This is a genomic window from Staphylococcus sp. GDY8P196P, assembly GCF_017891705.1.
GTDB lineage: Bacteria > Bacillota > Bacilli > Staphylococcales > Staphylococcaceae > Staphylococcus > Staphylococcus ureilyticus.
The window spans coordinates 117,397-141,724 of record NZ_JAESJS010000018.1 but is presented as its reverse complement, the minus strand read 5'-3'; the positions used below and the strand labels follow the sequence as shown (position 1 = coordinate 141,724).

Below are 24,328 nucleotides of genomic sequence, written 5' to 3'. Positions count from 1 at the left end.
CTTAATTGATTAACTGTGGAATAATTGACCGTCTGTAACTGCTTCAACAATACCTGCCCTGACGACAAAATCACCAAAACGTTCACCAACAGTTCTTTCTTGTGCATATTGCAATAAAATAGGCCTTAAACTTTCTAATATTTCCGCTTCATCAATATTTTCTTTATACAACTTATTTAAACGATCACCAGCGAAACCACCACCTAGGTACATATTGTACTTACCTGGTGCTTTTCCAATAAATGCAATTTCAGCTAATGCTGGACGTGCACAACCGTTAGGACATCCCGTCATTCTAATGGTTATTTCTTCTTCGTTTAAGCCTGCTTCATCTAACAGACTTTCTATTTTCGTTATTAGCGAAGGTAGGTACCGTTCAGATTCTGCCATTGCTAAACCACAAGTAGGAAAAGCGACACAAGCCATGGAATTTTTCCGCAATCCCGTATAATATTCGCCATCTGTTAAACCATATCGCTTTATCAGCGCTTCAATTTCTGGCTTTTTCTGTGTTTCAACATTCGCAATTACTAAATTTTGGTTAGGCGAAAGTCTAAAATCTCCAGTATGCACTTCAGCAATCGCTCTTAACGCTGTTTTCAATTGATATTCTTCTGTATCTTTAACACGGCCATTTTGAATAAATAATGTGAAATGATGTTTGCCACTGCCTTCAGTCCAACCATATCGATCACCATTATCTTCAAAGTGAAATGCACGCTTAGGCTCTAGTTCCCAACCTAACCGACGATTGAGCTCATCCGTAATCCATGTTACGCCTTTACGATCCACCGTATATTTAAAACGTGCATTTGTTCTCTCTTCACGATTTCCATGGTCTCTCTGAATTGTCAGGATTTTTTCACAAACATCGATGACCTGTGATTTTGGAAAATAGCCAATCAAACGTCCAACTTGTGGATATGTCGCAGTATTTCCATGTTTCATTCCCATGCCACCACCAACTGTAAGATTAAATCCAACTAATTCACCATCTTCAATAATCGAAATTAACCCAATATCTTGAGAAAATACATCGATATCATTAGAAGGTGGGACTGCGATACCAATTTTAAATTTACGTGGTAAATAGGTTTTACCATACAGTGGCTCTGGTTCTTGATCACTTGTATCTAACACTTTTTCTCCGTCTAACCAAATTTCGTGATAAGCTTGTGTTTTAGGTGAAAGATGACGGCTAATATCACTTGCAATCTGATTAATTTCCGCATGCACATCAGATTGATAGGGGTTAGGGTTACACATTACATTTCTATTAACATCGCCACATGCTGCTAACGTGTCTAATAAAGATTGATTGATATCAAACATTGTTTGCTTTAAGTTTCTTTTCAAAACCCCATGGAATTGAAACGCTTGCCTTGTTGTTAATTTAATCGTTTGATTTGCATATTGGTTCGCAATATCATCCATCGCAATCCATTGTTCTGGAGTCGAAGCACCACCTGGCGCACGCACTCTTATCATGAAACTGTATGCAGGCTCTAATTTTTGTCTACGGCGTTCGTCGCGAAGATCTCTATCATCTTGCATATAACTTCCATGAAACTTTAATAATTTAGTATCTTCTTCTGAAATCGCACCTGTAATTCTATCTGCTAACCCTTCGACAATTGTGCCGCGAAGGTAATTACTATTAGCTTTGATACGTTCCATCTCATCAAGTTTTTGAGAAAAATTTAAATTTGATTCTGTCACGTGATCAACTCCTTTTTTAATAAACGTCTCTTTGATATCGTTTGTCTTGTTTCATCTGTGTCAAATAAGTCTCAGCTTCTTCATCTGACATATTACCTTCTTTAACTAAAACCTGATGTATCGCTTTGTGTACATCTTTAGCCATATTTTGTTCGTCACCACATACATATAATGCTGCACCGTTTTTCAACCATTCATAAAAAGTTTTACTTTGTTCTTCAATTTTGTGTTGAACATAAATTTTTTCTTCTGTATCCCTTGAAAATGCCAAGTCCAACTTACTAAGAACGCCTTCTTTAAGCCAATCTTGCCACTCTGTTTGATATAAAAAGTCTGTTGTAAAATGCTGTTCACCAAAGAATAACCATGTTTGTCCTGATAAATCTAATTCTTCACGTGCTTGTAAATAAGATCTAAAAGGCGCGACACCTGTGCCGGGTCCAATCATAATGACAGGTGTAGCTTCATCGAATGGAAATTTAAAATTTGGATTTTTCTTTAGATAGACAGATATAGATGTACCAGGTTCCATACGTTCAGCTAATTGAATTGAACAAACACCTTGACGTTCACGTTGATGCGCTTGATACCTTACAGCGCCCACGGTGATATGAACTTCATCAGGATTTGCTTCATAACTGCTTGCTATAGAATATTCTCTAGGAGGCAGTTTTCTTAAAAATTGGTACAACACTTCAGGCTCGAGTTTTTCAGGTCTAAAGTCTTGAATTAAGTCAATTAAATCTCGACCATATACATAAGATTTAATCCAATCTTGATCTATAACATTTTCTGCCAATGTTTTATTTCCAAACAGCTCAGCTGCTTTTTGTAATAACGGCTTTGTTAATTTAGTGATTTCAAAATGGTGCTGTAATGCCTCTTTTACTGTAAGTACATCACCTTTGTCATTGATTGGTACTTCTGTTTGAGCATCCCAATCTAATTGATTCAGTAACGTTTCTACCAGTTTTTCATCATTTTCTGGAATCACTACCAAGCAATCACCTGGCTCGTAGTCTTCACCATAATCTTCAAATTGTAATTCAATATGTCTAACCTCTTTATTAGAACCTCTACCATTCAAGTTAATATTTTCTAATATTTCAGCTTCATATGGTTGTGTTTTTGAATACCTTTTGTCATTTGTCAATGGTACAGTGTTCGTTGTTGTCACTTTTTCCTCGCTCAATGAAGCATCACTTAACTGTTCGATAATGTGATCCATCCAGGATTCAGCCGTATCATCAAAATCCAAGTCACAATCTTGTCTATCCACCAAGCGGGAAGCACCTAAATCTTCTAGACGTGCATCAAAGTCTTTACCTGTTTGACAGAAGAACTCATACGACGCGTCCCCGAGTGATAAAACTGAATAGCGTACACCTTCCAACTGAGGCGCTTTTCTTCCATGTAAAAATTCATGAAAGCTAATGGCATTATCGGGTGGGTTTCCTTCCCCATGAGTAGAAGAAATAATAAATAAATCTTCTACTTTTTTTAAATCCTTAGTTTTGTAATCACCCATTGCACTCAATTTCACATTGAAATTAAGTTCGACAAGACGATCAGCTAATTTTTCAGCTAAACCTTGTGCATTACCAGTTTCTGAACCATATAAAACAGTGATATGTCTCTCACTATTTGAAGTAGATTCTTTATTCAATACAAACTGAGCTACTTCCGATGGTGTTTCTTGTTTTGTAGTAACACTCTGTAAATTTGCAGTTAAATAACCGCTTAACCAAACTTGCTGCTCAATCGTAAGATTTTGAATAATTTGGTTTAGTTGTGTAGCTTGATTTTCATCAAATGGACTATTTATTACAGATAAGTTCACAACCATTTCACCTCATTTTAATTTTTTATTTAACAATCATTTATCTAAAATCACTCAACAGTTGATTCCATAACTTTTCACGGGTAAATGTAACTATCACTATAAGATTGATTTGATGACCAATCTTTAGTTATATCTATCCGATTGGAATACTAAGGATTAATAGCAAAAAAATTTTTAACTATAAAGATGTTTAATCTGTAGTATGAAGACCGCATTCTGTTTTATTTGAATTTGTCCATCTGCCTGCTCTTGAATCTCCTGAGCCTTCAACAGCTGTAGTACATGGTATACACCCTATACTTGGATAGTTAAAATCGTGTAATTCGTTATAATGCAATTCATATTTTTTAATATATTGCCAAACATCTTCCCATGTCCAATGTATCAACGGACATATTTTTACTGACTGAAAGCGTTCGTCTTTATTTATAAACTGAGTATTTTCACGACTGGGCGATTGTGCTCTACGTAATCCAGAAATCCAAGCAGTAGCACCAGACAAAACATCTTCCAATGGTTTGATTTTTCTAATATAACAACATTGGTTTGGATTATTTTTCCAAAGTGCAGGATTATATTGTGATGCTTGTTCTTCCAAAGTTAATTCAGGTTTCTTAAGTTTAATTCGTAGTTCTGGATAACGTTTTTGAACACGATCAATTAGATCGTATGTTTCTTGAAAGTGAAGACCTGTGTCTAAAAATACAATTTGGGCATCTTTCTTAACACTATAAATCAAATCAATTAATATCATGCCTTCCGCACCAAAACTGCAAGCATAAATAACTGAATCACCATAGGTTTGATAAGCCCAAGCGACGATTTCACGCGCACCTTTTGTTTCATCATCAATATCAATTGACTCAAAGACGTTTGCGTTAAAATGCGCATATGTAACTTTTGGTTCAAACATTAATTTATTCGCCCCCTCATAACATTCATAAATATATTATAATTAGAGTTATTTTTAATTTAGAATAATTTGAAAATAATTATGATTTACACTTTACTCATTGTAAATTTTTATGTCAAGTGTATATTTGAACACACGAATTAGGTATATTTTTTATTAAATTTGTAAACAAAGTGCATAGCTATAGTGTTTTTAGCACTTCTGATTTTTAATTTAATTTATTTTTATAACAACCTTGTTATATTGGATTATCGCCTTTGCTATAACCTTTTCAAATTTTTCTGAAATTTTTTGCTTTTTTTATTCTTGATTGTATTTTAAAACAGTCCGAAACATAAATCCTAGAAAAATAGCACACAGATGATTTAATTTATACATCTGCGTGCCTCTTTGTTATTCAATACTTGTGGCATATTGTTGGTTCGTTTGCTTAGGGCACAGATTTAATCTGTAGTCTTCAGCCTGTTCTGATACCTCCAGCGTCTCACCAAAAATACAATATATTTATGTGTAATTTTACATTAAATTATTTTTAAAAATAAGCCCTATATCAACTCAAGTAGTGAATCAATGAGATAACCATAATTAAAAAAATATAGAAAAAGGCAATTTCTATATTGTTTCAATAGAAATTGCCCTTTTTTCACTTGTCCAAGAACTTTATGTCCCAGCGTCTCACTCATTTCTTTTTGTAAATATAAATAAAACTAAACGCGGGCAAACAAAACATACTCTATTTGATTAAGTCATATATTTTATAAAGCAAAGGTCTGATTGGTTTAATAAAATCTCCAATGTACTCTTCTACACGTGCATTAAAACCTGCTTTGAACTTTTGTACACCAGCATCTTCAGCATTTTCACTGAAATCTCCAGTTATGCCATAAAAGTTATAACGCTGGATATTATGCGCCTTCGCAAACTTGATCATTTCCCATTGCAATCTATAGGCACCCATATATGTATTGTATTTAGGGTTAGAGCCGCTTGAAAGATAATAAACTTCATAGTCGTTGTAAATATAAAGCGCTGCTGCTAAATCCAATATAGTGCCATCAGTTTTGATTAATGCTTCTGTTTCAGTTATTTTTCTTTTTTGTGCTTTTATTTGTTGTAAGCCTTGATCATATTTATTTTTACTTTTTTTCGAGTTAGGATTGTTTTCTAAGCTTTCTTTCGTATTTTCTAAGTCCTTATTCAACTTTTCTAATTGCTTATTTTGCTTTACTAATAATTCTGACAAATCGATATATGCTAATTTTAACATGCTATTATCATGATAAATATTTTGCATTTCTTCAAAATATTGCTGATCTCTAAACTTAAATCCATGTTTTTCTTCAGCCATTTTAAACAATTTAAAAAATCTACTTGTCTCCTCAATAGCCAGTGTACGTACGCGCACGTCCATTTCGTATGTTTTCTTAATATTTCTACGCGTTTGGTAATCCATTTCTTTAAGTAAGTCATCTTCTGTTTTATCTTTTAAATCCAAAACTGATAACCAACGAATTTGACTTATTTGAGAATATCCTACCGTATATCCTTGATGTTTATAACCTATATCTTCCATAGTCTTGATAAGTGGTTTATTGTTATAGCTTTCTAATATTTCGCCTTGCGCATTTCTTATATTTTCTAATATGTATGGATCGGTTAAAACATATAAGCACCGATGCTTTTTCAAATACTTCGTTAAACTTTTATAGAAAAATCTTACTAACTGATAATCAGAAAAGTCTAAAACAGGACCACGATGTGTATAAAAATATTTAAAAAATTTGAAGGAACGTGCTTCTGTTAAAAGACATGCTGCTATGACGTTATCTTCATTATCTTTAACACCTACAATATGCACATCATTTTTATGTTGGTTTCTGTAACGAAAATGGTTAGCACTTTGGGTATAATGTGCCGCATGGTTATGAATAAAGTTTTCAAATTCATCAATGTTTAAGTGAGTGAAATACATTGTAAACCTACTTTCTATTTGAATTTATAATGCATTGAACAATATATATCATAAAAAAAGCCAAGCTCTTGAAAGGCTTGGTAAATGATTTAACGGAGGGAGAAGGATTCGAACCAACGCAAGCAAGATGCTTCTAATTAATATTAACTATTAATTTCCCTTAAGCCAGACTTGGGTATCCCTCCAAAATTTTATTTCTTTAATTATATTGTACTACTTCTTTATAATAATTAAAAGTATTGTCCGAAACATATTAAACATTTTTTCTCATTGTAGATATATATATAAAGTACAATCTTTTCAAAACAACGTAAAAAAGAACAAGTAACGCTTCTTACGTTACTTGTTCCATCTTTAATATCATACATTATCATTTTCAATAAGTGTTATCAGTTTTTCTAAAAAATGAATTGTATTATTTGTTTTAGTGTTAAAATGATCCGACATAAAATTTAATAACCCTTCATTTTCAGTAGTTACCTGAATCTTATACTTTATCTCTTTTGATTGTATCAACATTTGTTTATAATCTTGAACTTTGCTTTCTAAGATATTAATTACTTTTTGCTTATCTACAAATTTGAGATAAGCAATACCAACATACATTTCATTAATTTCTTTAGCGTTCTCGAATAACTTATATATCAATTTAGGCAAAGTTTGTTTACCTTTTTCAGTAATTTGAAATACTTGTTTATCTGGACGATTTTCTTCTTTAATTGTCTCCACTATTTCTACAAGGCCTTTTTTGGATAATGCTTCAAAATTATAATAAAGCTTACTTTCTGTTAGTCCGCTCATTTTATCAAAAGGTATAGGTTCTGATAGCTGTTTTTTTAATAAATAAGGGTAACTGTTTTTTTCCATTAATTTCCCTAATATAAATATTTGGATAGACATTATTAAAGGCTCCTTTTTTCTTAATACCTTTATTTTAACAGAACTAAAGAAGGTGTTAATAGTTTGCAAGCGTTTCGTTAGTATTTTTATAATTTTCAAAAACGATATCAGATTCTTTTTTATAAAGAAACGTAACGATAACAATATTAACGAACATAGCAACGACACCTACAGCTGCCATAGATAAAATATAAGGTGTTTGTGGTATGCTTCCAAAAATGTTTGCAAAGTGACCCTGAACTGAATAATACATTGGGGAAATATGACTCATCCAGTTATAAACTGTAGGCATCATATCACGACTCATTGTTGCCCCATTAGCAATTGTTTGTATGAGTAAAATAGGAATATTTAAAATCATACCTGCCTGTCCTATTAAGAATACGACGATTGCTGTAAAGTTAAAGGAAACCCAATAATTCAATACTAATTGACCAAAAATACTTAAGAATTTATCAGCTTCTAAGTCATTGACTAAATAAGCAATACCTAAAGAAATGACAGAAGAAGCTAATCCAATGATTAGAGCTGTTAGTTGCACATAGATAAACAACTTGGTTTTACTAGCTCTGTGTCTGTTTTCTTTAAATGCACTAACTAATTGCATCGCTCCAATCATTGCGCCTACATATCCAGCTAAAGTTAAAAACATAGGTAACATTTTAAAATTCATGCTTGATGGCATTTTATTTATATGATTAATGTTACCAGAATAAGAAGCGTTGATTTGCTTAATTAAACCGTCCATTTGTTCATCAGGTATTTTTGCTTGTTTTAATACACCTTCAGTTGTTTGATTAGAAAATTGCTTGCTAAGCTGACTATTAATTTCACTTCCAATTGAATCCATAGATTGACTAATCATTGTTGGAGAAGCATCATTTACTTTAAAATCTAGCCCTGGTGTACCCTTTTCAGATTTTAAATTACTTGAAAAATCTCGAGGTATATGAATTACAAGATTCAATTCATTATGCTCCAACTGATTATTTGCTTTCGAATTAGAAATATCTTTTTTTATATGGTCGAACGGTAAACTGTTGTTCAATTGTTTTGATATTTGGTTACCATAATCTCCGTTGTCATCGTTAACGATTGCAATAGGTAATTTATCAATATTACCTGGCATCGCTTTGTAACCAGGTAAAAAGATGGCCAACATCACTAATCCATAAAAAATCCCCATAAATATTGCGCCAATTGCCCCTTTTGATTTTAAAAAATCACTAAATTTCATCTTATTTATCCTTTCTAACACGCATATATAGTTTTATAAAAGTACTTTTAACAAAGTACTTTGTTTATACTACTCTCTTGAATTAAATAGGTCAATAATATAAACCTAAAATTTTCATTATTTTTACAAAGCGTTATAAGGCGGCAACTTAATGACTGTTTTTATACATACAATTTATGCTCATATGGTTTTATGAATTGGGAAATTTTACTTAATTGGCAGCATGTCTTTGTATTTTTAATATATTTGAATAATATTTGCGCAACATAAAATAAAAAACCCCCGACTAAACTATTAGTCGAGGTTATTATTTAAAAAATATGAAAAGTCTCCAGATAAATAAAATGAGCTATCTATTTTATGATTTATTTTTTAATTTATATAAAATGTGTAAAACGCGTTACACTATACTGAAAAACTCAATCTTGGAATGAATGTTTCGTAGTGAATTTGGTCCATTGGCACTTCTAATTTTTGTAATTCTTGAATCATAGCTTTTAAGAATGAATTACCACCACATACATAAACTTCTGTTTCACCATCAAGGTATTGTTTTAATTGTTCAGCGTCTATAAATCCGTCTTGATTACGGAAATGTTTATCAAATTGTGCTACTGAAGATTGTGCTGTGATTGCTTCTAAATTTTCTTCGAATGCTACGTTTTGAGCATCTGATGTTGATTGAAGGAATGTTGAAGTTAAATCAGCATCAACCGCTTCTTTATACATTGAAACAAGAGGTGTCACGCCTACACCAGAGCCTATGAATAATTGTTTATGATCTTTGTTTGCCAATCCAAATCCACCAACTGGCGCAGATAAAAATAGAGTATCTCCCACTTTGACTTCATCATGTAGTACTGTAGATACTTCACCTTCATGTTCTTCCGTAACGTCTCTACGTACACCGAATGTTAAGAAATCTTTGTCACCATCTACAATGGAATAATGTCTTTTAGCTCTGTAAGGCAACTTATCACTAGATATATCTACTGTAATATATTGTCCAGGTACAAATTGACTTAAATCAATGTCGTCTGATGTTACTGTGAAAGATTTAATGATTTCGGTTTCATCAGTGATATTGGTTACAGTAAATGGTTTAAAGCCATCCCAAGCCATTTTACTGTAAACTTCTTTTTCTAAACCAATAAATGCATCAGCAATTTCTCCATATGCTTTAATCCAAGTTTGGATAATAGGATCTTCTTCTTTTAAGCCAGTCACTTGTTGAATTGCCCAAATCAAATTTTCACCAACGATTGGATAATGCTCAGCTTTTACTTGTAAAGCACAATGTTTGTAAACCACAGGCATAATTGCGGGAACAATTGGTGATAAGTCATCTATATTTTCTGCCGCCGCTAATACTGCCATCGCTAATGCAGAAGATTGTAATCCTCTTTTTTGATTGGTCTGGTTAAACATATGCTTCAATTCAGGATGTTGTTCGAATAATCTTTTATAGAAAGTTGATGTTATTGTCTGTCCTTTATCTTTCAATAATGGTACCGTTTCTCTTATTGTTTTTATTTCTTCTTGATTTAACATAAAACCCCTCCTAGTCATTCCTTCACTTCCATTATTGAACTACATTATTTTGCTTACAAGCAAATGTGTTTAATTTCACATAAATTTCACATTCGATATTCATTAATTTGTAACTATTTTTTGATTAATGATTTTTAAAAAAGATAATATATTGAAAAATATCGCTCATTTTTATTCACTATATAATCTAAAATAAAATATATTATATTGATAATTCATTTTTGCAAACTTAAAAACCACATACACCTGGTGGTATATCAGTTCGCATGTGGTTTTAGGTTTGTTATTTATTATTATTACTTAATTCAAACGATGGGTAAAATTTCTTGTTTTAATTATATTTCTCGTTCAATTGGTGTATTAATCTTCTGAACTCAGTTTCAGATTTAAATTCAAAAGTGATGTAACCTTTTTTATTTTTGTTAGATATCGTTACAGCTGAACCATATTGTTCTTTTAGCTGTCGCTCTTGTTGTTGTATAAACTTAGGTTTTTTAGTTGTATGCGACTTATCTTTAATAGATTTTTTATTTTCAGTGTTTTCATTTACATATTGTTCTAATGTACGTACACTCCAAGACTCCCGGTAGGCTTGCTTAGCTATGCTTTTCATCTTTTGCTTATCTTTTATCGCTAATAGCGTGCGTCCATGTGCGCCTGATAGTTTGTTATCTTTGACCATTTGAGTAATGTCCTTAGGCAATTGTAGTAAACGCAACATGTTGGCAATATATGGTCTAGATTTACTTAATCGCTGTGCCACTTCTTGCTGTGTTAGCGCTAACTCATCCATTAATTTACGATAACTTTCTGCTTCCTCAATCGCATTTAAATCTTCGCGTTGTAGATTTTCAATCACAGCGAGTTCCATCATATCTTCATCAGATAGCACTTTAACGATGGCGGGTATTGTCGTTGATCCTGCTAGTTTTGATGCTCGAAAACGTCGCTCACCTACTACAATGTTATAACCAGATATTGTTTTTCGTAACACGATAGGCTGTAAAATACCATGTAGTTTTATCGACTCAGCCAAATCTTCCAAACGTTCTTGATCAAATGATTTCCTAGGTTGATAAGGATTAGGTTTAATGCTATTGAGTGCTATTTCTTTTACGTGCGCATTGTGATCTACTTTGAGTCGTTCATCTATAGCATCATTCATTGTTTACACCTACTTTCTTAAATAAAAATGACCTTTTTAGTTAAACATAGTATATCATCACTACAGCAATGAAAAATATCATTTTAAATTATCGGTTAAATCAAAATTTTCAGATAAGTTATTGACAAAAGTTATTTTAATGTGTAATCTAAGTGATAACAAATTTGAAATAGCAACACACAGTAATAAGGAAAGTAGAACTTACACTGCTGACACAGAGAGTCTTCACTTGCTGAAAGGAGACACAGAAAGAAAGTTTGAAAATGGCCTTTGAGTGTTGATGCCAATATGAGGTGTCAACGGGATCGCCCGTTATAGCGATACAGTATTAACATTTTGCTTAATGGCGTACTGGATTATTCCAAGCGTTGTATATGTCGTTAATACTCATTTCACTTTCAGTGGCAGTGAGTTTTTTTATTTGATCATATTACGGTAGCGCACGTTCAGTACAAGTAATGAATGCAATTTGGCGTACTGGATAAGGTTACTTTAGTGATAAAGTAACAAACAAAGGTGGTACCGCGAGCTAAGCTTTCGTCCTTTACATCCGATTGATTCGGGTTTAAAGGACGGAAGCTTTTTTTATTTTTAAAGGAGGTTATCTGTATTATGAAAAATACTGAGTTATCACAAATCGCACTGACACAAGATGCAACAGGAGCGATTGCAAATCCAATTTATTTATCAACAGCATATCAGCACCCTCATTTAGGAACATCGACGGGTTTTGATTATACAAGAACTAAAAACCCAACACGTTCAGCTTTTGAAGAATCATTTGCCAAGTTAGAACGTGGTACTGCTTCATTTGCTACTGCAAGTGGCATGGCAGCCATACAATTAATATGTAATTTATTTAAAGCTGGCGATGAAATACTCGTTTCATTCGACCTTTATGGTGGCACATTTAGATTATTTGATTTTTATGAGCAACAATACGGTGTACATTTCAAATATGTTGATTTCTTAAACTATGAAACTGTTAAAGAAAGCATTACAGAAAATACTAAAGCGCTATTTATAGAAACGATTTCAAATCCACAAATGCAAGAAGTAGACGTTGATCCATATTATATTTTAAGCAATAAGCATCGCTTACTAACGATTATAGACAACACTTTTTTAACACCATATCTCTCAACACCACTTGAAGATGGTGCAGATATTGTACTACATTCTGCTACGAAATACATAGGTGGGCATAATGATGTACTTGCTGGTGTCGTGACGGTTAAAGATGAAAATTTAGCTGAAAAATTAGGTGAATTTCATAACATGATTGGTGCAACTTTATCACCTTTTGATAGCTACTTACTACAACGTGGTTTAAAAACATTACATTTAAGAATGGACCGTTCAGAATATAATGCTCAATTATTAGCCAAAAGATGTTGTAACTTAACCGGCATTGACCAGGTCTTATATTGCGGTCGAACGGGAATGATGAGTCTACGCTTAAATAAAAATTATAAAGCCGATAAATTTTTAGAAAACTTAAAAGTATGTATTTTTGCAGAAAGCTTAGGGGGAACAGAAACTTTTATCACATTTCCTTATACACAAACACACGTTGACATGCCAGATGAAGAAAAAGAAAAGCGAGGCATTGATGAACATTTACTGAGATTATCCATCGGCGTTGAAGATTACGCAGACATTGAACAAGACATTATACAAGCATTAGAAAAATCTAAAGAAAGTGTGATTATATGAGTTTATCTAAAGAAACAGAAGTAATATTTGATGCACAAAGAGGTGTTGATTACGATTCAGCTAATCCACCATTATATGCATCTTCGACATTTCATCAAAAAGTTTTAGGTGGTGACGCTAAATATGATTATGCGCGAAGTGGCAACCCTAATCGTGCTTTGTTAGAAGAAAAATTAGCAGCACTTGAAGGGGGCGATTACGCATTTGCTTATGCATCAGGTATTGCAGCCATTTCAGCTGTACTACTCACATTAAATGCAGGTGATCATGTCATTCTCCCAGATGATGTCTATGGTGGTACTTTTAGATTAACAGAACAAATTTTGACACGCTTTAATATTCAATTTACTACGGTAGACACAACACAGTTACAAGAAATTGAAGAAGCGATTCAATCAAATACAAAACTGGTTTATATTGAAACACCATCTAATCCATTATTTAAAATCACTGATATTAAAGGCGTCTCTCGTATCACACAACAACACGAACTATTACTCGCTGTTGACAATACATTTATGACACCACTTGGTCAGTCACCTTTAGCTTTAGGTGCAGATATCGTCGTACATAGTGCTACAAAATTCTTGGGTGGTCATAGTGATATCATTGCTGGCGCTGCTATCACAAATAATAAAGCAGTAGCAGACGCACTTTATCTATTGCAAAACGGTACAGGAACTGCATTGTCTGCACATGATTGCTGGACGTTAGCACAGCATTTAAAAACGTTGTCTGTACGTTTCAATCAATCTGTTGAGAATGCACAAAAAGTTTATGATTTCTTAACGCAGCGCGAAGAAATTGCAGAAGTCTATTACCCAGGAAATGACAAGTTACATTTATCTCAAGCAAAACATGGTGGTGCTGTTTTAGGCTTAAGACTTAAAGATGAATCAAAAGCGCAAGCTTTTGTAGATGCGCTCACGCTACCACTTGTATCTGTCAGTTTAGGTGGCGTTGAGACGATTTTATCCCACCCTGCTACTATGTCTCATGCTGCTGTACCAAAAGAAGTTCGTGAAGCACGCAATATTACATTTGGATTATTTAGATTAAGTGTAGGCTTAGAAAATGCTGACGAATTAATTGCTGATTTAAACTACGCACTGAAGGAGGCCTTCAATGAGTCAACTCATCAACAAACTGAAACAGAACATTTTAGTCGCTGATGGTGCAATGGGAACCATTCTATATTCTGATGGTTTAGATACTTGTCCAGAAGCATATAATTTAACCCATCCTGACAAAATAGAACGGATTCATCGCTCCTACATTGAATCTGGTGCAGATATTATTCAGACCAATACTTATGGTGCAAATTTTGAAAAATTAAAAGTATTTGGTTTAGAACACAAGGTTAAAGAAATACACAAAGCCGCAGTACAAATTGCCAAAAGAGCAGCTAATGATGAAACATTTATATTAGGTACCGTAGGTGGATTCAGAGGTGTAAAACAGGAAGATTTAGGTTTAGAAGCCATTCAATATCATACCGAGATCCAAGTAGATACTTTAGTTGAAGAAGGCGTCGACGGTTTACTTTTCGAAACCTATTATGATTTAGAAGAGCTGACCAACATTATTACAGCTACAAAACGCAAACATCATATTCCTATTATTGCTCAATTAACAGCATTAAACACAAATTACTTGAGAGATGGTACGGAAATTAATACAGCTTTACAACGCGTTGTCGACAGTGGTGCTGATATCGTTGGACTCAATTGTCACCATGGTCCTCACCACATGCAACAATCATTTTCACATATTGAATTACCTGACAATGCCTATTTATCTTGCTATCCCAATGCAAGTTTATTAGATATTGAAAATAGTCGATTTAAATATAGTGACAATGCCGAATACTTCGGTAAAGTGGCAGAGCAGTTGATCAAAGAAGGCGTTAGGATTATCGGGGGTTGTTGCGGGACTACACCAGAACATATTCAATACATTAAGTCCTCTGTAGCCAATCTCAAACCGGTATCCAGTAAAAATGTAATACCTATTAAAAAATATAATAGTCCTTCACATAACAATGTACAACAACAAAACTTAACAACGAAAGTCAAAGCACGTCCCACTATTATAGTAGAATTGGATACGCCAAAACACTTAGATACAGAAACATTTTTCAGAAATATCAAAAAACTTGATGATGCTCATATTGATGCGGTGACCTTAGCAGATAACTCTTTAGCTACTGTGCGTATCAGTAATGTCGCAGCAGCAAGTATCATCAAACAACAATATAATATTGAACCGCTCGTTCACATCACGTGTCGCGATCGTAACCTCATTGGACTACAATCACATTTATTAGGCCTATCCTTACTGAATGTAAATGAAATACTAGCCATTACAGGGGATCCATCAAAAATTGGTCATTTACCCGGCGCAACTAATGTTTACGATGTGAACTCCAAAGGTTTAACAGAAATTGCATTACGCTTTAACGAAGGTATTAACACAGATGGTGATGCGCTGAAGACGAAAACGAACTTCAACATCGCAGGTGCTTTTGATCCAAATGTTCGAAAACTCGAAGGGTCAGTCAAACGTGCTGAGAAAAAGATAGAGAGTGGCACACACTACTTTATCACACAGCCAGTCTATAGCACCGAAAAAATCGAAGAAATATATGAAGCAACCAAACATTTAGACGTACCATTCTTTATTGGCATTATGCCAGTCACTAGCTATAATAACGCACTATTTTTACACAACGAAGTGCCTGGAATCAAACTATCCGAAGACATTTTAGAACAATTTGAAGCTGTTAAAGACGATAAAGAAAAAACGAAAGCATTAAGCCTTAAACTTTCTAAAGAACTTATAGATACCGTCCATAAATATTTTAACGGCTTATATTTAATTACACCGTTCCAGAAAGTCGATTACACTTTAGCACTCGCATCATATTCACAATCAATTACTTCAAGTAAACAGGAGGCAATATTATGACAATTCAAACATCAAATTTAGGTTTCCCAAGATTAGGCAGAAAAAGAGAGTGGAAAAAAGCAATAGAAAGTTACTGGGCTAATAAAATAGATGCCCCTACATTAAATCAACAATTAACAGACTTGCATAAAGAGAATTTATTACTACAAAAGAACTATAATCTAACGAGTATCCCTGTCGGAGATTTCTCTCTTTATGACCATATTCTTGATACATCATTATTATTCAATATTATTCCAGAACGTTTCCAAGGCAGAGCATTAGACAACGATTTATTGTTCGACATTGCCAGAGGTAATAAAGAACATGTTGCAAGTGCATTGATCAAATGGTTCAACACAAATTATCATTATATTGTACCTGAATGGGACAACGTAGAGCCAAAATTAAATGACAATGTATTATTAGAGCGCTTCAAATATGCACAATCTATTAATGTGAATGCGCACCCAGTAATCGTGGGTCCCATAACATTCGTAAAACTTTCTAAAGGCGGTTCGCAATCATTTGAAGAAAAAGTAAATACATTATTGCCTTTATATAAAGAAGTTTTACAGTCTTTAGTAGATGCAGGCGCGGAATACATTCAAATCGATGAACCTGTACTTGTGGAAGATGATAGTGCATCATTTGAAGATATTACACGTACTGCTTATAACTATTTTGACGAAGCAGGGTTAAGTAATCACCTTGTGATTCAAACTTATTTTGAACGTGTCAACTTAAAATTCCTCAACAGCTTACCTGTAAAAGGATTAGGTTTAGATTTTGTACATGATAACGGCTATAACTTAAAACAAATTAAAAATGGCGAACTAGACAAAAACAAAACACTTTATGCAGGTATTATAGATGGTCGTAATGTGTGGGCAGCAGACATTGAAGCTAAAAAATCATTAATCGACACACTACAAAGTGCTACAAATAACCTTGTCATTCAACCATCTTCTTCATTGTTACATGTACCAGTATCATTAGATGATGAAACATTAGACGAATCCATCGCAGAAGGTTTGAGTTTTGCCACTGAAAAATTAGATGAATTGGATGCTTTAAGACGATTATTTAATGACAATGACAGTCAGAAATTTGATGAATTGAAAGCACGTTATGAGCGCTTCCAAAATCAATCATTTAAAAATCTAGAGTATGATTTCGACAGTGTGCGTACTACGCGTCAGTCACCTTTTAAAGTGCGTAAAAAAGCACAAGATGCACGTCTCAACTTACCTGATTTACCAACGACAACGATTGGATCATTCCCACAATCGCAAGAAGTAAGAAAATTCCGTGCAGATTGGAAAAATAATCGAATTACAGATGAAGATTATAAAACATTCTTAAAAAATGAAATTGCGCGCTGGATTAAAATCCAAGAAGATATCGGATTAGATGTCTTAGTCCATGGTGAATTTGAACGAAATGATATGGTAGAGTTCTTCGGCGAAAAATTACAAGGCTTCTTAGTGACGAAGTATGGGTGGGTGCAATCATACGGTTCACGTGCGGTAAAACCACCTATCATTTATGGTGATGTAAAATGGACAGAGCCTTTAACAGTTAAAGAGACACTTTATGCACAAAGTTTAACGGATAAACCAGTAAAAGGTATGCTTACAGGTCCAGTGACTATCTTGAATTGGTCATTTGAACGTGTAGACTTGCCACGCGAAACCGTACAAGACCAAATTGCATTAGCGATTAATGAAGAAGTTTTAGCTTTAGAAAAAGCTGGTATCCAAATTATTCAAGTTGATGAACCTGCATTGAGAGAAGGTTTACCATTACGTTCAGAATATCATGAAGATTACCTTAATAAAGCTGTGCACTCATTTAAATTAGCTACATCATCTGTTGCCGATGAGACGCAAATTCATACACATATGTGCTATTCTCAATTTGGCCAAATCATTCATGCTATTTATGATTTAGATGCAGATGTTATTTCAATAGAAACATCTCGTAGCCATGGCGACTTAATTAAAGATTTTGAAGATATTACTTATGACTTAGGTATTGGATTAGGGGTATATGATATCCACAGTCCACGTATCCCTACTGAAGCAGAAATCACAGAAGCAATTAACCGAGCGCTACAAGAAATTGATCGTTCTTTATTCTGGGTTAATCCAGATTGTGGTTTAAAAACACGTAAAGAAGATGAAGTGAGAGAATCATTGACTGTGCTTGTAAATTCAGTAGACAAATTACGTAAATCGACAAACCCTGCAACAGTTTAATCATTAATGACGAAGGTGATACCAATGACATATCCACTATGGGAACAGTTAGAACAATTAAAAACTGCAACATGGGTAGACTTAACCCATACTTTTGATGAAACAATTCCGTGTTTTAGTGAATTTGAACGCGCAAAAGTTTCTACACTATTTAATGTTGCCGACGATGGTTTCTATGTCCAAAACTGGAATATTGTGACTCAGTATGGGACGCACATAGATGCCCCGATACATTTTGTCGAAAAAACGCGCTATCTTCATGAAATTGATCTAAAAGAACTCGTATTACCATTAGTTGTTTTAGACTTTTCACAAGAAGTGGCAGCTGATGCTGATTTTATTTTAACGCGTGATCATATTAAACAATGGGAAACTGAACATGGTTCAATCGAACCTGGCACATTTGTTGCGTTTCGCAGTGATTGGTCCAAACGTTGGCCAGATATTGAACATTTTGAAAATAAAGATGCAGAAGGACAACTACACTTACCTGGTTGGGGCTTGGATGCCTTACAATATTTACTTGAAGATAGACAAGTCCAATCTATCGGTCATGAAACGTTTGATACAGATGCTTCAGTAGATGTTGTCAAAAATGGTGATATTGTCGGTGAACGTTACGTATTAGGTCAAGATACCTACCAACTTGAGTTACTAACAAATTTAGATCAACTGCCTACACGAGGCGCCATTATTTATGCTATCAGTCCAAAACCAAACAAAGCACCTGGATTTCCAGTACGTGCCTTTGCTATCAAACCTTAAAACCATAAGCGAAACGGTCCATTTCGCTTCAATAATATGAAACTTATAAAACCTAGCCATTATCATATATAAGAAATTGAGCACTTCTTATATTCATATATCTCTTTTATAAATAGACAATAAATTCTAAAATATGATTATGTTGATACGTAACTATTTGAAATAACGCTACACAAACAATTATCATTAACTGTTTATAGACACCAACATATTACCAACTTAACTGGGGCGGGAATTTGATATCAAATACAATTTTTGATTTCTATCCCGTCCCACTTTTATGGAATAAATACATAGGTCATAAGTTGGATTTTTAATAGATGATAATCTCTATCATTTAAAAAATTAAAATCAATGTTATACTTCAATTAAATTCTATTATATAAATAGCGTGTTATTGTGCATGCTTTACTATAAATTTTTAATACAATACGAGGTGACCTTTTTGGAATTAAATAAATCAAATTCCCCTTTTGATGAAAATCAATTGGAACTTATACAACAACTTATGCCAACACTGTCATCAAATCAACAGTCTTGGTTAAGTGGCTATTTGCTTAATGCTTCTACAGATGAAGGTGACCCATCGCAATATACCGATCATCCTGAAACATCTGAACACGCAAACGCAACAGCTGAATTAACATCGTCCATTAACACAACTAATTCAGAAGTACCAACAGAAGATACGACGCATTCGACAATATCTACGGATGAGCCTATAGAAGTAAACATTTTATTTGGAACAGAAACAGGCAATGCTGAAGAAATTGCTGATGAATTTGAAACAAAATTAAAAGAACATGATTTTACAGTTCATACTTGGGAAATGGATGATTTTCCTCAAGAGGACTTATCAAAAGTTAACCATGTGTTTATCATTACTTCAACGCATGGTGTAGGAGAACCTCCGATTAATGCGTTGGATTTTTATGACTACCTGCATAGTGACGAGGCACCTGATTTAAGTCATTTAAACTTCTCAGTGCTCGCATTAGGTGACCAAGACTATCCTGATTTCTGTCAAGCGGGCAAAGATTTCGATAAAATCTTAGGCGATTTAGGTGGTCATAGATTAGCTGATCGCGTTGAATGTGATTTTGATTTTGAAGAAGTATCTGAGCAATGGATTATTGACATGCTTGAACTGTTGTCTCAAATGTCTCCTGGTAGTTCAAATAATGAACCTAAAGATGAAGATGTCGTTGTCGAAGAACCGCAAACAACTTATTCAAAAACACATCCATTTTATGCTGAAATCATCAAAAATAGTGTGTTAACTGAACCAACTGCTACCCGTGAAGTCAGACATCTTGAATTATCTATAGAAGGGTATGGCGAAGCCTACGAACCTGGAGACAGCTTAGTAATTATCCCTCAAAACAACCCAGAACTTGTAGAAGAAGTAATCCAAACATTGGATTGGGATGGCACAACAACAATAGACATAGACAATAGCGGTAATAGTACCACTATACAGGATGCACTTACGAATGAATTTGAAATTGCTAAATTAACACCATCTATATTAAATAATGCAGCTGCATTATTTGGAAATCCTATGCTAAATGCAAATGTTCAAAACAACGAATGGGTACAAGATTATATTTATGGCAGAGATTTCATTGATTTAATTAAAGATTTTACACCTGTCGCGCTGTCACCTGATATGTTAAAAGACTTATTGAGAAAATTGCCGCCAAGAGAATACTCTATTGCTAGCAGTAATCAAGTAAATCCACATACCGTCCATATCACTGTACGCGTAGTTAAATATGACGCACATCATCGTGAACGTCATGGCGTATGTTCTGTACAACTCGCAGATCGTACACAATTAGGTGATAAATTACCTGTTTACCTTAAAAAGAATCCTAATTTTAAATTCCCTTACGATGAACAAACACCAGTCATTATGATTGGTGCAGGTACTGGCATTGCGCCTTACAGAGCTTATCTCCAACAAAGAGCGCATTTAGGACTGAAAGGTAACCAATGGCTCATATTTGGAAATCAAAATATTGATGCAGATTTCCTATATCGCAATGATTTAGAGTCATGGCTTGACCAAGGTGTGCTTAGTAAACTAGATTTAGCATTTTCAAGAGATACAGAAAACAAAATCTATGTTCAACACCGAATTGAAGAAAATGGGGAAGATTTTTATCAATGGTTAACAAATGGTGCAACCATTTATCTTTGCGGTGACAAAGAAGAGATGGCAAAAGGAGTACACCAATCTTTTGTCAATGTACTCATTCAGCATGGTAACTTTAATCAAGCACAAGCAGAAGATTATTTAACAGAACTAATTAAAAATCAAAGATATCAACGTGATGTTTATTAATAGTTGAGCCAATCACTGCATCATCATTACATTGATATGAATCCTACAACCACCTCAGCGATTATTTTTCAGATAATCGCACGGAGGTGGTTTTTTTATACTAAATTGCTGTTAAAAATGCCGTTTAGAATAATATTACAACCACTTACCTATTTTGTATGGTAATCAAATCATTTATTTGTTTTACTTATCAATAAGAAGGAGGCGAACTGAGCATGGATGTGAAGGTAATATATAATCAGCATTTAGACAACAATCAAGTAATCATTGAAGTCAATGAACACACTGAGCACGTGAATGACATTGTAAACTATATTAACAAATTAGCCAAAACGAAGTTATTTCCCGGAAAATATAAAGGGGAAACACACTTTATAAAACAAGAAGATATTATTTCCTTTCGCATAGAAAATAAAATTCTTACTATGATTACCGCAGACAAACAATTTACAATGAATCAGCGACTATACGAAATCAAATCTCAAATCAACACCTATTTTCTACAAATCTCTAAATCTGAAATAATAAATATTAATTATATTGATTATTTGAAACTCAATAAAAATGGCACAATTGAAATTCGTTTTACTAATAATGATTTCACTTATTCATCAAGAAGGTATTTACCATTAATCAAGGAGGCTTTAAAATTATGAAACGCTTATTACACGGCGCAATCACAGGTATTGCTATTGGAGTTATCATTTCTTTATTTTTTTCAGTTGTTTTTTCACATACTTCATTTCATCCAGTCTCCCCTGTCTCAACAATGGGTCATTTATACTTTCAATATTTAAGCGAATTACAAACAATGTTTATCGCAGTTATCATCTGGGCATTAATTGGTATTACATTTAGTTTTGGAGCACTCATATTTTCAAGTTCTAGAAAATCATTATTATTTAAAACATCTGTGCACTTCACCCTAATGTTCGTTATCATGCTCCCTTTAGCAATACTAGCGGGATGGTTTCCACTTAAAGTTTCAGCTTTAGTATCTTTTATCATTATCTATACAATTGTCTATTTTATCATTTGGTCAATAGAAGCGAAACGTAATCAAAACGATATCAATGAAATTAACGCTATGCTTTCAAAAAGAAAGGGGGAAAAACATGAATAAAGGGAGATACACTGTAATACCCAATGCCTCAGTCACAGTTTTTCTAATAGGACTTCGTATAAATAAATGGTATAAAATTCATAAATGGTTACCTGTACTCTTAGCTATGCCACCTATGCTCAGAGAATTATCAAAAGATAAAACGCTGGGATGTTTATCTTTTGAAATGCTATTTAAATATCGTGGTGTGATGATTGTTCAATATTGGGAATCCAATGAAAAATTACTTTCTTATTCAAAAATGCCGGTACATTTAAAAGCATGGCGACGTTTTATGAAAGAACTTAAGCAAAATGATGCTGTAGGTTTTTATCATGAGACTTATAATGTCGATGCGAATCAATATGAAAATATTTATATTAACATGCCCGATTTTGGTCTAGGAAAAGCACGTAATAACGAAAAAGTAACCAAAGCTACACACACAGCAAAGCAACGCTTACGCTCATAAACCTGACCTATCAATGCTCATCCTGCCTTATCAATTTATATGCGATGAACATATACTAAAATAGTTTTCAGCATAGAAAAGCTCCCTTCAAGTTTCATTTTTTAAATGTCACTTTGAAGGGAGCATATGCATTGTCTATACTCATTCCTAACAGAATATAGTTATTTCAGTGTTTTATTACTTTACTAGCTAATTACTAAACTATTATCTTACATATTCAAAGATACCGGCAGCACCCATACCTACACCAATACACATCGTTACCATACCATATTGTGTATCCGGGCGTTTTTTCATTTCTGAAAGTAATCTGCCAACCAACATCGCACCCGTAGCACCCAATGGATGACCTAAGGCAATTGCTCCGCCGTTAACATTCGTCTTTTGAGCATCTAAACCTGTCTCTCTCATTGAAGCGATTGTTTGAGATGCAAATGCTTCATTCAACTCTACTAAATCAATATCATCTACATTCAAGTTTGCCTGTTTTAACACTTCAGGAATTGCATAAGCAGGTCCAATCCCCATCAATTTAGGATCTACACCAACTGCTTTAAAACCTACGAATCTCGCAATTGGTTCTACGCCTAATTCCTTTACCTTTTCACCTGACATTACTACTACAAAGCCTGAACCGTCAGTTAAGGGTGCCGAGGAGCCTGCAGTCACTGTGCCATCCGCCTTAAAAACAGTGGGTAATTTAGATAATGCTTCTTGATTCGTATCTGGTCTAATCAATTCATCATCTTTAAATACTGCCTGCGATACGACCGGACCATTTTCATCATAATTCACTTTATTCACTTCAATCGGAATAATTTCATCTTCAAATTTACCTTCTGCTTGTGCTTTAGCAGCACGGGCATGACTTTGTACTGCATAGGCATCTTGATCTTCTCTAGAAACCTTGTAAGTGTCAGCCACCATTTCTGCAGTTAACCCCATTGGATAAGATACACCAGAATCTTCGTCTTGCAGTATCGGGTTATTGGTTGGCTCATTGCCCCCCATCGGTACCGCACTCATAAGTTCAATACCTCCAGCAACTAGAATGTCTGCTTGGTCCGCTATAATTTGATTTGCTGCATGTGCAATTGTTTGTAAGCCTGAAGAACAATAACGATTGACTGTTTGACCAGGTACTTCATTTGGCATCCCTGCTAATAAGGCGATTGTTCTAGCAATATTTTGTCCTTGCAAGCCTTCTGGAAATGAATTCCCAACAATGACATCTTCAACCATACTAGGTTCAAATGAACCTCCAACTCTTTCTAAAACACCTTTCAATACTTTTGCAGCTACTTCATCAGGTCTTTCATGAGTCATTGCACCATTTTTTGCTTTACCAGCTGCTGAACGTCCATAAGCTACTATATACGCGTCTCGCATTTAGTTTCACCCTTTCCTCTATAATGTTCG

Annotated in this window: 18 protein-coding genes, 1 tRNA gene and 1 other annotated feature; of the genes, 9 read left to right on the top strand and 10 right to left on the bottom strand. The window is 34.0% G+C overall.

Annotated features, from left to right (window positions below):
• Nucleotides 1–9: 9 nt before the first annotated feature.
• From KA814_RS10595 to KA814_RS10555, 9 genes are all read right to left on the bottom strand, one after another.
• A complete protein-coding gene (locus KA814_RS10595) occupies nt 10–1,677 on the bottom strand; it encodes an NADPH-dependent assimilatory sulfite reductase hemoprotein subunit (RefSeq protein ID WP_238394797.1) in 1,668 nt (555 codons plus the stop codon).
• 58 nt (nt 1,678–1,735) lie between these two features.
• The gene (locus KA814_RS10590) at nt 1,736–3,559 is read right to left on the bottom strand and encodes an assimilatory sulfite reductase (NADPH) flavoprotein subunit (RefSeq protein WP_046207548.1); all 1,824 of its coding nucleotides are present in this window, start codon (nt 3,557–3,559) and stop codon (nt 1,736–1,738) included.
• A gap of 193 nt (nt 3,560–3,752) precedes the next feature.
• A complete protein-coding gene (locus tag KA814_RS10585) occupies nt 3,753–4,475 on the bottom strand; it encodes a phosphoadenylyl-sulfate reductase (protein ID WP_046207126.1) in 723 nt (240 codons plus the stop codon).
• Between the two features lie 733 nt (nt 4,476–5,208).
• On the bottom strand, nt 5,209–6,447 hold the full coding sequence (locus KA814_RS10580) for an aminoacyltransferase (RefSeq protein WP_107359936.1): 1,239 nt from the start codon (nt 6,445–6,447) through the stop codon (nt 5,209–5,211).
• A 93-nt stretch (nt 6,448–6,540) separates the two neighbouring features.
• Nucleotides 6,541–6,632, bottom strand: a tRNA-OTHER gene (locus tag KA814_RS10575).
• Nucleotides 6,633–6,807: 175 nt separating this feature from the next.
• A complete protein-coding gene (locus tag KA814_RS10570) occupies nt 6,808–7,347 on the bottom strand; it encodes a PadR family transcriptional regulator (RefSeq protein WP_046207128.1) in 540 nt (179 codons plus the stop codon).
• A 55-nt stretch (nt 7,348–7,402) separates the two neighbouring features.
• On the bottom strand, nt 7,403–8,584 hold the full coding sequence (locus KA814_RS10565) for a YhgE/Pip domain-containing protein (RefSeq protein ID WP_107359937.1): 1,182 nt from the start codon (nt 8,582–8,584) through the stop codon (nt 7,403–7,405).
• Between the two features lie 405 nt (nt 8,585–8,989).
• Complete coding sequence (locus tag KA814_RS10560) at nt 8,990–10,135, bottom strand: globin domain-containing protein (RefSeq protein WP_107359938.1); 1,146 nt, start codon at nt 10,133–10,135, stop codon at nt 8,990–8,992.
• A gap of 331 nt (nt 10,136–10,466) precedes the next feature.
• The gene (locus KA814_RS10555; RefSeq protein ID WP_064209683.1) at nt 10,467–11,300 is read right to left on the bottom strand and encodes a ParB/RepB/Spo0J family partition protein; all 834 of its coding nucleotides are present in this window, start codon (nt 11,298–11,300) and stop codon (nt 10,467–10,469) included.
• A 173-nt stretch (nt 11,301–11,473) separates the two neighbouring features.
• Nucleotides 11,474–11,848: a binding site (T-box leader), on the top strand.
• Between the two features lie 64 nt (nt 11,849–11,912).
• Here KA814_RS10555 and KA814_RS10550 point away from each other — a divergent pair.
• The 9 genes from KA814_RS10550 (at nt 11,913) to KA814_RS10510 (ending at nt 22,909) form a co-directional block, all read left to right on the top strand.
• On the top strand, nt 11,913–13,016 hold the full coding sequence (locus KA814_RS10550) for a PLP-dependent transferase (RefSeq protein WP_107359940.1): 1,104 nt from the start codon (nt 11,913–11,915) through the stop codon (nt 13,014–13,016).
• The gene (gene metC, locus KA814_RS10545) at nt 13,013–14,188 is read left to right on the top strand and encodes a cystathionine beta-lyase MetC (protein WP_064209685.1); all 1,176 of its coding nucleotides are present in this window, start codon (nt 13,013–13,015) and stop codon (nt 14,186–14,188) included. Before KA814_RS10550 ends, metC begins: the two co-directional genes overlap by 4 nt.
• A complete protein-coding gene (locus tag KA814_RS10540) occupies nt 14,142–15,983 on the top strand; it encodes a bifunctional homocysteine S-methyltransferase/methylenetetrahydrofolate reductase (RefSeq protein ID WP_046207134.1) in 1,842 nt (613 codons plus the stop codon). The genes metC and KA814_RS10540 overlap by 47 nt, the downstream gene beginning before the upstream one ends.
• Entirely contained in the window at nt 15,977–18,223 is a 2,247-nt protein-coding gene (gene metE, locus KA814_RS10535) for a 5-methyltetrahydropteroyltriglutamate--homocysteine S-methyltransferase (protein WP_107359941.1), read from the top strand. The genes KA814_RS10540 and metE overlap by 7 nt, the downstream gene beginning before the upstream one ends.
• 24 nt (nt 18,224–18,247) lie before the next feature.
• The gene (locus tag KA814_RS10530) at nt 18,248–18,988 is read left to right on the top strand and encodes a cyclase family protein (RefSeq protein WP_064209688.1); all 741 of its coding nucleotides are present in this window, start codon (nt 18,248–18,250) and stop codon (nt 18,986–18,988) included.
• A 445-nt stretch (nt 18,989–19,433) separates the two neighbouring features.
• Entirely contained in the window at nt 19,434–21,335 is a 1,902-nt protein-coding gene (locus KA814_RS10525; RefSeq protein WP_064209689.1) for a diflavin oxidoreductase, read from the top strand.
• Between the two features lie 215 nt (nt 21,336–21,550).
• Complete coding sequence (locus KA814_RS10520) at nt 21,551–21,991, top strand: LytTR family DNA-binding domain-containing protein (RefSeq protein ID WP_052722064.1); 441 nt, start codon at nt 21,551–21,553, stop codon at nt 21,989–21,991.
• Entirely contained in the window at nt 21,988–22,458 is a 471-nt protein-coding gene (locus KA814_RS10515) for a DUF3021 domain-containing protein (protein ID WP_046207138.1), read from the top strand. The genes KA814_RS10520 and KA814_RS10515 overlap by 4 nt, the downstream gene beginning before the upstream one ends.
• On the top strand, nt 22,451–22,909 hold the full coding sequence (locus tag KA814_RS10510) for a DUF4188 domain-containing protein (protein ID WP_046207139.1): 459 nt from the start codon (nt 22,451–22,453) through the stop codon (nt 22,907–22,909). Before KA814_RS10515 ends, KA814_RS10510 begins: the two co-directional genes overlap by 8 nt.
• A 204-nt stretch (nt 22,910–23,113) precedes the next feature.
• Here KA814_RS10510 and KA814_RS10505 read toward each other — a convergent pair whose 3' ends face one another.
• Nucleotides 23,114–24,298, bottom strand: a complete 1,185-nt coding sequence (locus KA814_RS10505) for a thiolase family protein (RefSeq protein WP_107359942.1) — start codon at nt 24,296–24,298, stop codon at nt 23,114–23,116.
• Nucleotides 24,299–24,328: the final 30 nt, after the last annotated feature.

Excerpts from the sequence above, each read along its gene's own strand:
- KA814_RS10510 (WP_046207139.1), top strand. The coding sequence starts at position 22,451 with ATGAATAAAGGGAGATACACTGTAATACCCAATGCCTCAGTCACAGTT.
- KA814_RS10580 (WP_107359936.1), bottom strand. The coding sequence starts at position 6,447 with ATGTATTTCACTCACTTAAACATTGATGAATTTGAAAACTTTATTCAT.
- KA814_RS10595 (WP_238394797.1), bottom strand. The coding sequence starts at position 1,677 with ATGGAACGTATCAAAGCTAATAGTAATTACCTTCGCGGCACAATTGTC.
- KA814_RS10560 (WP_107359938.1), bottom strand. The coding sequence starts at position 10,135 with ATGTTAAATCAAGAAGAAATAAAAACAATAAGAGAAACGGTACCATTA.
- KA814_RS10570 (WP_046207128.1), bottom strand. The coding sequence starts at position 7,347 with ATGTCTATCCAAATATTTATATTAGGGAAATTAATGGAAAAAAACAGT.
- metC (WP_064209685.1), top strand. The coding sequence starts at position 13,013 with ATGAGTTTATCTAAAGAAACAGAAGTAATATTTGATGCACAAAGAGGT.
- KA814_RS10530 (WP_064209688.1), top strand. The coding sequence starts at position 18,248 with ATGACATATCCACTATGGGAACAGTTAGAACAATTAAAAACTGCAACA.
- KA814_RS10550 (WP_107359940.1), top strand. The coding sequence starts at position 11,913 with ATGAAAAATACTGAGTTATCACAAATCGCACTGACACAAGATGCAACA.
- KA814_RS10565 (WP_107359937.1), bottom strand. The coding sequence starts at position 8,584 with ATGAAATTTAGTGATTTTTTAAAATCAAAAGGGGCAATTGGCGCAATA.
- KA814_RS10505 (WP_107359942.1), bottom strand. The coding sequence starts at position 24,298 with ATGCGAGACGCGTATATAGTAGCTTATGGACGTTCAGCAGCTGGTAAA.
- KA814_RS10585 (WP_046207126.1), bottom strand. The coding sequence starts at position 4,475 with ATGTTTGAACCAAAAGTTACATATGCGCATTTTAACGCAAACGTCTTT.
- KA814_RS10555 (WP_064209683.1), bottom strand. The coding sequence starts at position 11,300 with ATGAATGATGCTATAGATGAACGACTCAAAGTAGATCACAATGCGCAC.
- KA814_RS10520 (WP_052722064.1), top strand. The coding sequence starts at position 21,551 with ATGGATGTGAAGGTAATATATAATCAGCATTTAGACAACAATCAAGTA.
- KA814_RS10515 (WP_046207138.1), top strand. The coding sequence starts at position 21,988 with ATGAAACGCTTATTACACGGCGCAATCACAGGTATTGCTATTGGAGTT.
- KA814_RS10540 (WP_046207134.1), top strand. The coding sequence starts at position 14,142 with ATGAGTCAACTCATCAACAAACTGAAACAGAACATTTTAGTCGCTGAT.